The organism is Ideonella paludis (assembly GCF_018069865.1).
Taxonomy (GTDB): Bacteria; Pseudomonadota; Gammaproteobacteria; order Burkholderiales; family Burkholderiaceae_C; genus Ideonella; species Ideonella paludis.
Genome location: NZ_JAGQDG010000013.1, coordinates 1 through 8,001, shown reverse-complemented (window position 1 = coordinate 8,001; position 8,001 = coordinate 1). Strand labels below are relative to the sequence as shown.

The window sequence follows — 8,001 nt, the reverse complement described above, 5'->3', positions numbered from 1 at the left end:
AATTAAGGTGCCATTGGTGACACGATTAAGGTGAACCCACAGTTTCGATCATCCTTGTAGCGTGGATGCCCTCAAGCCGAACGAGTCGTGAGGTAAACCGCCGCCTGCACGCGCGAGCTGAGCCCTAGTTTGCGCAAGATGTGTTGCACATGGATCTTGACCGTGGTTTCGGCGATGTCCAAAGCTCGGGCGATCTCCTTGTTGCTGGCGCCTTGTGCGATGTATCGCAAGATTTCGGTCTCGCGAGGGGATAGGCTGCTCAGTGGGTCTGGCGGCGGATCTGCGGCGGGTGGGGTTGGAACCTGGGCCAAGTGCTCCGCCTGAAAGGCCTGAACCAGTTTGGTTGTCATCTCCGGGCTGACGATGGATTCACCCGCCATGGTGCGCAGGATGACGGCCGCCAGGACATCGCTGTCAACTGTCTTGAGCAGATAGCCACTGGCACCACCTCGCAGCGCCGCAGCCAAATGGCGAGCATCTTCGCTGACCGTCAGCATCAGCACTTTGGCCTGAGGCGCCACTTCACGTAAGCCGGCCAGTGCGTCCACGCCGTGAACCCCCGGCATGTGATTGTCCAGCAGGATCAAGTCTGGCTGATGCTGGGAGGCATGGCGTTGTGCCTCGGTGGCGTCTGCCGCTTCGCCCACGATCTCAAAGCGAGGGTCATGGCCGAGCAGGGCCATCAAGCCGCGACGAAAGAGGGTGTGGTCGTCCACGATCAGCAAGCGCACCACACGCTCATTTGGCCTAGTCGTATCGTTAGAGCTCATGCTGCTTGTCGATGGGATTCTGCAAGGGTCAGCACCACACAGGTGCCCGAGCCCGGAACGGAGCTGAGCTCCACGGCAGCGCCAATGCGCTGAGCACGCTCGCGCATAATGCGCAGCCCCACATGGGTTTCACCGGGGCTGACATCGGCGTCAAAGCCTTGACCGTCGTCGCGCACTTCCACGCGCCAAGGTGGGCTCTGCTGAACTTCTACCCACACGGTGCTGGCCCGTGCATGCTTGCGAACATTGGACAGCGCTTCCAGCACTACATGCAGTACCTGGACCTGCACGTCTGGAGGCAAGGGCAGACCATCGCCCTCCAGCAACAAGTGCGTTTTCAATCCAGTTTGGTGCTCGAACTTCTGCAAGGTGATTTGCAGCGCCGTGCTGATGTCTTCGGTATTGGTGCGGGTCCGAAAGTGAACCAGCAACTCTCTGACATCCGCCATGCTCTCGGCAACGCCGGCATCCAACTCTGCCAACACGGCGATGGCCTGGGTTTCATCTTGCCGCTTGAGTGCTTGCCGCAGAAGGCCGGTCTGGATCTTCAGAAAGGCCAGGCTCTGCGCAATGCTGTCGTGCAATTCGCTGGCCAACAAGCCGCGCTCGCTGGCGACAGCGGCTTCGCGCTCCAAGGCGCTGACACGCAAGCTCTCGATGGCCCCCGCCAGGTGGCTGGCCAGTGTCTCCAGGAGCGCTTGGTCATCGGGAGCCAGGGTTTGAGCTTGGCGATAAAACAGGTTCAGCTCCCCAACTCGGCGATCATGCAGTTGCAGTGGAATGACCAGCACCGACGCAAATCCGGCACGCTCGCAGTGGCCTCGCAGTCCCGGCGTGCTGTCCGAGTGAATGGGAATGACACGCGTTTGTGCTTGCTGCTTGCTTTGCCCACAGTGGCAGTCGCCGACCGGCAGGCAGTGCTCATCGTCTGTCAAGCTGGCGGGCAGCCCTTCAGAGGCCAACAACACATAGCGCTGGGTCTGCTCGTCAGCCCAGCGCACAGCAGAGGCATCGGCTTCAGCCACGCGCCGCAACTGCCGAGCAAAGCCCTGGGTCAGGTTCTCCAGCGAGTCCGCCTTGGCCACAAAAGCAGCGGCCTCGTACATGGCCACCAGGCGGGCACGCTGTTGTTCCAAGCGCAAGGTCTTTTCTCGAACCTTGTCTTCCAGGCTTTGGTAGAGATCCTGCAGCGTGGCGGCCATTTGGTTGAAGCCCTGAGACAGTGCCCCGAACTCGTCACTACTGCCGACCTCGACTCGGGCGCTGAGATCACCTCTCGACACTTTCTCTAGCCCCGCCTGCAAACGCGCCAATGGGTTAAACACAAAGAGGTAGGCGGCATACAGCAAGGCCACCGCACTGGCCAAGGCCAGGGCCACCATCATGAACTGGAAGGCGTTCAAGATGGCCGTCAGATGTGCCAGTTGAACCTCAATGGCGGTGACGAAGACATCGACCCGTTCAACCAAGGCCTCGGCTTGCTGAGCGGCAACGGCGGCAGATGGGCGTTGCTCACCACCCCAGGCTTGTTTCAAGTGCAGCCAGCCTTGCTGCACGTCAGCAAATGCAGCCTGGGTGGCCTGATCGCGTGGCAGAAACAAGGGACGTGCAGGGTCGCCCACCGCGAGGACCTGAACGCTGCTGTCGAATTGAGCTTGATAACTCTGCAATCGGGAGTCGTCGCTGCCCGACACAGCCTGGGCCAAGCGCCAAGTCTGCATACGCATGCGGCCTGCTTCGTTGACAGCGGCTGCCCCACCTTCCAGCTGCCAAGTCACCCAGAGGGTCAGGCCAATCGAGACCAGTGCCATCACGAGGAGCACGCTGCCAATGGTGCCCAACTTGGCTGAGAGGGTGCGGGGGAGCTTCATTCGAGCACTCTACGCACCAGACTGATTCGAGTCTTGACCTTGATCAAGGCTCAGTGCGTCATCCCGGTAGGGCGGGTAGGGGCCCGTGCCCGCATGGTCTGCCTGCGACGCTGCCACAAAGCAGCCCTGGGTGACATCGAAGACATGCACCTCGCCGTCTTCGATCACATAGTGCCAGCCATGCAGGCTGATGCGCCCGGCTTCTACACCAGCTCGCACCATGGGGTAGTCCATCAGCCGCTCCAGCTGCAACACCACCGCACGCTGTTCGGTGCGGCGCAGGGCTTCGGGGCCGGGCTCTGCGACCGGCAGCGCGGCTGCGCGCCCCAGGTCCAACCACTGATGCAGGTTACGGGCCTCAGGTGGCACACCGGTGTAGAGCGCGCGAATGCCGCCGCAGTGACTATGCCCGCAGACGATGATGCGGCGCACGGCCAGGCTTAGCACCGCAAACTCAATGGCGGCGGCCGTGCCGTGGTAGCCCGCCAGCGGCCCGCCACAGGCGCCGTCCCAAGGGGGCACAAACGCCCCCACATTGCGCACCAAGAACAGCTCGCCCGGGCCGGTGCCCGTCAGCAGGTAAGGCACCAAGCGCGAATCGGAACATCCAATGAACAAGGTGGTCGGGTGCTGGCCCTGCTCCACCAAGGTCTGAAAGGTCTGTTGGTGCGTCGGGAAGGCTTGGTCATGAAAGTGCCGCAGGCGGGCCAGCCATTCGTCGTCCATGCCTTCGCTCACTGCATCAGCGGCGCGTCATCGGCGTCCAGGGCCACACCGCACACGGTGGACTGGGCCGCCAGTTGCCGCAAGGTCTGGCCCAGGGCGGTCGCAAAGTGGTGCTGCTGCAAGTGCAAGGCCACGGCCTCGCGCACCGCTTCAAACGTGGGTTGCACGCCCGGCTCACGCGCCAGCACTTCCACCACATGCAGGCCAAAGCGGGTGCAGACCAGGCGGGGCAGCACACCCACCTCGGGCTGGCCCAGCACCTCGCGCGCAAACTCTGGGGCGCAGTCGGCAGCGGCCAGCCAGCCCAGCTCACCGCCTTGGGCCGCGCTGGGGCAGTTGGACCACTCCGCAGCGGCCAGCGCAAAGGCCGGGCCTTGGCTATCGGCCACGCGCAGGCTCAGCAAGCAGGCCTCGGCCCGCTGGCGCAGTGGTGCCAGCGGCACGCCGGGGGTCACCGCAAACAAGATGTGGCGCACCAGCGCGCGTTCACCCTGCGCCCAGCGTTGGGGCTGGGCGGCAAAGTGGCGGCGGCAGGCGGCTTCGTCCACCGGCACCTCAGGCAAGTGCCGGGCCAGCCACTGTTCGATGGCGGCCTGCGCTGCCTCCGTGATGGCGCCGTCCTGGGGCACGGCGTCGTCAGCAGGCAGCAGGCCGTCACGCTGGGCGGCTTGGCGCAGCAGTTCGGTGCAGGCGCGCTGGCGCAGCTCGGCGGGGCTCATCGCTTCGTCAGGCCCCTGCAGGGCAATGTCATTGATGGTGGCCAACATGAATGCTCTTTCAGAGTTGACGCTGGGGCGTGTTGTGGCTGGGCGGCAGGTTCAGGCGGCGCGAACGCACCAACTGCCGCGGCCGCCACAGATAAGCGACAGAGGCCAGTCCACTCCACACATGCACCAGGCGGCTGAAGGGGAAGAGGAAGAAGATGGTCATGCCCAGCACCATGTGAACCTTGTAAGGCCAGGCCAGCTCGATCAGGTTGGCCGCTTGCGGCCGGAAGGTGACGATGCGCTGTGCCCAGTCGGCCAAGATCAGCATCACGCTGCCATCCGCATGGGCCAGCGAGAACGGCAAGGTCACCAGGCCCAGGGTCAGTTGCACCCACAAGATCAGCAAGATGGCGATGTCGGTGCGGTGGCTGGTCAGGCGGATGCGCGGGTCAAACAAACGCCGCCACAGCAGCATGCTCAAGCCCACAAAACACACGGCTCCGGCCACACCCCCGGCCACGATGGCCAGCATCTGTTTTTGCGCCGGGGTCATGAAGGACTCGTACAAGGCATGCGGTGTCAGCATGCCCACGGAGTGGCCGACAAACAGAAACAAGATGCCCAGGTGAAACAGGTTGGAGCCCCAACGCAGCAGGCCGTGGCGCAGCAGCTGCGAGGAGTCGCTCTTCCAGGTGTATTGGTCGCGGTCAAACCTGGCCAAGCTGCCCATGAAGAACACGGCCAAGCAGATGTACGGATACACCGTGAAGAAGAAGTCGTGCAAATACAGGCTGAGATCGGAATGCGAGTTCATGGCGTGGCTCCTGTGCGGGGGGCGTTGCGACGCACCAGGTGAATGGGTTGGGTCTGGCTGCTGCCTGGGCGTTGACCGGCACTGCCGCAGCCATCAAAGGCCACGGGCTCTTGCCAGCTTTCATCCAAGGGCTCTTCGGCGGCAATGGGCACGGCCTCGGCCGGGTGGCCTGCCAAGTCCAACAAGGCGCCCAGCACGCTGGCATAGCGGCTTTGGCGTTGCACCAGGGCGCTGAAGATCACGTTCAGCAAATGGGCGATTTCGCTCAAGAAGCTGGCGGCCTCTTTGGGCGGCTGGGTGGAGCAGAACTCCAGCAGCACCCGCAGATCGTCGGGCATCTCGCCTTCGGCCAGATAGAGTCCGCCCTTTTCGTAAGTCTGGGCCAGGTCGATCATGGCGGGGCCGCGCTCGCGCGAGTCGCCGTGCACATGCTCAAACAGGCACAGCGCGGTGCGCCGTCCACTGTCAAACAGCTGCACATAGTCGGCCTCGGCCTCCAGCGGGGCTTGGCGTTGCAGGTGGGCGATGAGCCCATCCAGTTCGGCCAAGCGGGCGGCCCCCAAGGCCTGCTCTTGGTGCAAGGCGGCCTGCAGCTCAGGCAGGTGCTGGCGCAAGGGGCTGTCGGGGTAAGACAGCAGGCGGGCCAACACTCGCAGGCTGCGCGCCACGGGCTTGGGAGAAGAAGCAAAGAGTTTCATGCTCAGATCTCCGCCTTGATGGGAATGGTGCGCCGCTTCTCGCTGCCAAACAGGCTGGTGTCGCTGCTGCCCTCAGAGCAGCCGTTGCCAAAGCTGAAGCCGCAGCCGCCGCGCACATTGAAAGTGTTCTCGGCATATTCGCGGTGGGTGCTGGGGATCACAAAGCGGTCTTCATAGTTGGCAATCGCCATGGTCTGGTACATGTCCTCGACCATGTGCTGGCTCATGCCCACTTGTTCCAGCACGGCGCTGTTGTGTACGCCATCCACATGCTTGCTGCGTTGGAAGGCGCGCATGGCCAGCAAACGCTCCAGCGCCTGCTCCACCGGCTCTACCGCACCGGCTGTCAGCAGGTTGGCCAGGTACTGCACAGGGATGCGCATCTGCGCCACGTCCGGGATCTGGCCCTTGCTGCCCACATGCCCCGCCTGGGTGGCAGCGGTGATGGGTGAGAGCGGCGGCACGTACCACACCATGGGCAGAGTGCGGTACTCCGGGTGCAGCGGCAGCGCCACTTTCCAGTCCACGGCCATCTTGTAGACGGGGCTCTTGCGCGCCGCTTCTAGCCAGGCGTCGGGGATGCCGTCCAGGCGGGCTTGGGCGATCACGGCCGGGTCATTCGGGTCCAAGAACAGGTCGAGTTGAGCCTCGTAGAGGTCTTTGTCTTTCTCCACACTCGCGGCCTGCTCGATGCGGTCGGCGTCGTAGAGCAGCACGCCCAGGTAGCGGATGCGGCCCACGCAGGTTTCACTGCACACTGTGGGCTGGCCCGCCTCGATGCGGGGGTAGCAGAAGATGCACTTCTCGGCCTTGCCGCTCTTCCAGTTGTAGTAAATCTTTTTGTAGGGGCAGCCCGAGACGCACATGCGCCAACCCCGGCATTTGTCTTGGTCGATCAGCACGATGCCGTCTTCTTCGCGCTTGTAGATGCTGCCGCTGGGGCACGACGCCACACAGGCCGGGTTGAGGCAGTGCTCACACAGGCGCGGCAGGTACATCATGAAGGTGTTTTCAAACTCACCGATCATGGCCTTTTGCGCCGCATCGAAGTTGGCCAGGTTGGCGTCTTCGCTGCGCTTGGCATATTCGCCGCCCAAGATCTCTTCCCAGTTCGGGCCCCAGACGATTTTGTCCATCTGCTGGCCGGTGATCAGGCTGCGCGGGCGTGCCGTGGGGCTGGCCTTCATCTCGGGTGCGCTTTGCAGGTGCGCATAGTCGAAGGTGAAGGGCTCGTAATAGTCGTCGATCTCCGGCATGCGCGGATTGGCGAAGATCTTCATCAAGAGCTTCCACTTGCCGCCTTGGCGCGGTTCGATCTGGCCGTTGGCCTTGCGCACCCAACCGCCTTGCCATTTGTCTTGGTTCTCCCAGGCTTTGGGGTAGCCAATGCCGGGCTTGGTTTCCACATTGTTGAACCAGGCGTATTCCAGGCCAGGGCGGCTGGTCCAGACGTTCTTGCAGGTGACTGAACAAGTGTGGCAGCCGATGCACTTGTCCAGGTTCAACACCATACCGATTTGGGCACGTACTCTCATCAGTTTTCTCCTTGGGCCTGAACCAGCGCGACCTTGTCTTCACCGACGGGCGTGTCCAGCCAATCAATGCGGTCCATCTTGCGCACCACCACAAATTCGTCGCGGTTGGTCCCAATGGTTCCGTAGTAGTTGAAGCCCCAGCTCTGCTGGGCATAGCCGCCTACCATGTGGGTGGGTTTGAGCACGATGCGGGTCACCGAGTTGTGGATGCCGCCGCGTGTGCCCGTGATGGTGGAGCCCGGGGTGTTGATGATCTTTTCTTGGGCGTGATACATCATCACCATGCCGGGGTTGACGCGCTGGCTGACCACCGCGCGGGCGGCAATCGCGCCGTTGACGTTGAACAGCTCCACCCAGTCGTTGTCGACAATGCCGGCCTTGGAAGCGTCTTCCTCGCTGAGCCAAACGATGGGGCCGCCCCGACTCAAGGTCAGCATCATCACGTTGTCGGTATAGGTGCTGTGGATGCCCCATTTCTGGTGCGGGGTGATGAAGTTCAGCAAGATCTCCGGGTGGCCATTGGGCCGTTGCTGGTGCATGGCGGCGGTGGCCTTCATGTCCACGGGCGGGCGGTAGCTCGACAATCCCTCGCCAAAGGCCAGCATCCAGGCATGATCTTGGTAGAACTGTTGGCGGCCGGTGAGGGTGCGCCAAGGGATCAGCTCATGCACATTGGTGTAGCCGGCGGTGTAGCTGACGGTCTCGCTCTCGATGCCGCTCCAGGTCGGCGAGCTGATGATCTTGCGCGGCTGGGCCTGGATGTCGCGAAAGCGGATCTTTTCGTCCTCGCGGTACAAGGCCAGGTGCTTGTGCTCGCGGCCGGTGGCCTTCTCCAGCGCCTCCCAGGCTTTGACGGCCACATGGCCGTTGGTCTCGGGGG

At 63.0% G+C, this 8,001-nt stretch carries 8 protein-coding genes; all 8 read right to left on the bottom strand.

The features are described 5' to 3' along the window. Positions 1-71: 71 nt before the first annotated feature. A complete protein-coding gene (locus KAK11_RS21510) occupies positions 72-770 on the bottom strand; it encodes a response regulator (protein ID WP_210811679.1) in 699 nt (232 codons plus the stop codon). Further along, a complete protein-coding gene (locus KAK11_RS21505) occupies positions 767-2,641 on the bottom strand; it encodes a type IV pili methyl-accepting chemotaxis transducer N-terminal domain-containing protein (RefSeq protein ID WP_210811678.1) in 1,875 nt (624 codons plus the stop codon). The genes KAK11_RS21510 and KAK11_RS21505 overlap by 4 nt, the downstream gene beginning before the upstream one ends. 9 nt (positions 2,642-2,650) lie before the next feature. After that, positions 2,651-3,367 carry a carbonic anhydrase gene (locus KAK11_RS21500; RefSeq protein WP_210811677.1) on the bottom strand — a complete coding sequence of 239 codons (717 nt, stop codon included), beginning with the start codon at positions 3,365-3,367 and terminating at the stop codon, positions 2,651-2,653. 8 nt (positions 3,368-3,375) lie between these two features. Further along, positions 3,376-4,134, bottom strand: coding sequence for a peptidylprolyl isomerase (locus tag KAK11_RS21495; RefSeq protein WP_210811676.1), 759 nt, complete (start codon positions 4,132-4,134; stop codon positions 3,376-3,378). A gap of 10 nt (positions 4,135-4,144) precedes the next feature. Next, positions 4,145-4,888: a respiratory nitrate reductase subunit gamma gene (narI, locus tag KAK11_RS21490; protein ID WP_210811675.1), complete on the bottom strand. Its 744-nt coding sequence runs from the start codon at positions 4,886-4,888 to the stop codon at positions 4,145-4,147. Then, entirely contained in the window at positions 4,885-5,586 is a 702-nt protein-coding gene (gene narJ, locus KAK11_RS21485) for a nitrate reductase molybdenum cofactor assembly chaperone (protein ID WP_210811674.1), read from the bottom strand. The genes narI and narJ overlap by 4 nt, the downstream gene beginning before the upstream one ends. Before the next feature lie 2 nt (positions 5,587-5,588). After that, complete coding sequence (gene narH / locus KAK11_RS21480; RefSeq protein WP_210811673.1) at positions 5,589-7,121, bottom strand: nitrate reductase subunit beta; 1,533 nt, start codon at positions 7,119-7,121, stop codon at positions 5,589-5,591. Beyond that, the coding region (locus tag KAK11_RS21475) for a molybdopterin dinucleotide binding domain-containing protein (protein ID WP_210811669.1) at positions 7,121-8,001 on the bottom strand (881 nt) is incomplete at its 5' end. The genes narH and KAK11_RS21475, both read right to left, overlap by 1 nt.

Bases quoted from the DNA above. Each gene is read 5' to 3' on its own strand.
- KAK11_RS21510 (WP_210811679.1), bottom strand. From the start codon at position 770: ATGAGCTCTAACGATACGACTAGGCCAAATGAGCGTGTGGTGCGCTTG.
- KAK11_RS21505 (WP_210811678.1), bottom strand. From the start codon at position 2,641: ATGAAGCTCCCCCGCACCCTCTCAGCCAAGTTGGGCACCATTGGCAGC.
- KAK11_RS21500 (WP_210811677.1), bottom strand. From the start codon at position 3,367: ATGGACGACGAATGGCTGGCCCGCCTGCGGCACTTTCATGACCAAGCC.
- KAK11_RS21495 (WP_210811676.1), bottom strand. From the start codon at position 4,134: ATGTTGGCCACCATCAATGACATTGCCCTGCAGGGGCCTGACGAAGCG.
- narI (WP_210811675.1), bottom strand. From the start codon at position 4,888: ATGAACTCGCATTCCGATCTCAGCCTGTATTTGCACGACTTCTTCTTC.
- narJ (WP_210811674.1), bottom strand. From the start codon at position 5,586: ATGAAACTCTTTGCTTCTTCTCCCAAGCCCGTGGCGCGCAGCCTGCGA.
- narH (WP_210811673.1), bottom strand. From the start codon at position 7,121: ATGAGAGTACGTGCCCAAATCGGTATGGTGTTGAACCTGGACAAGTGC.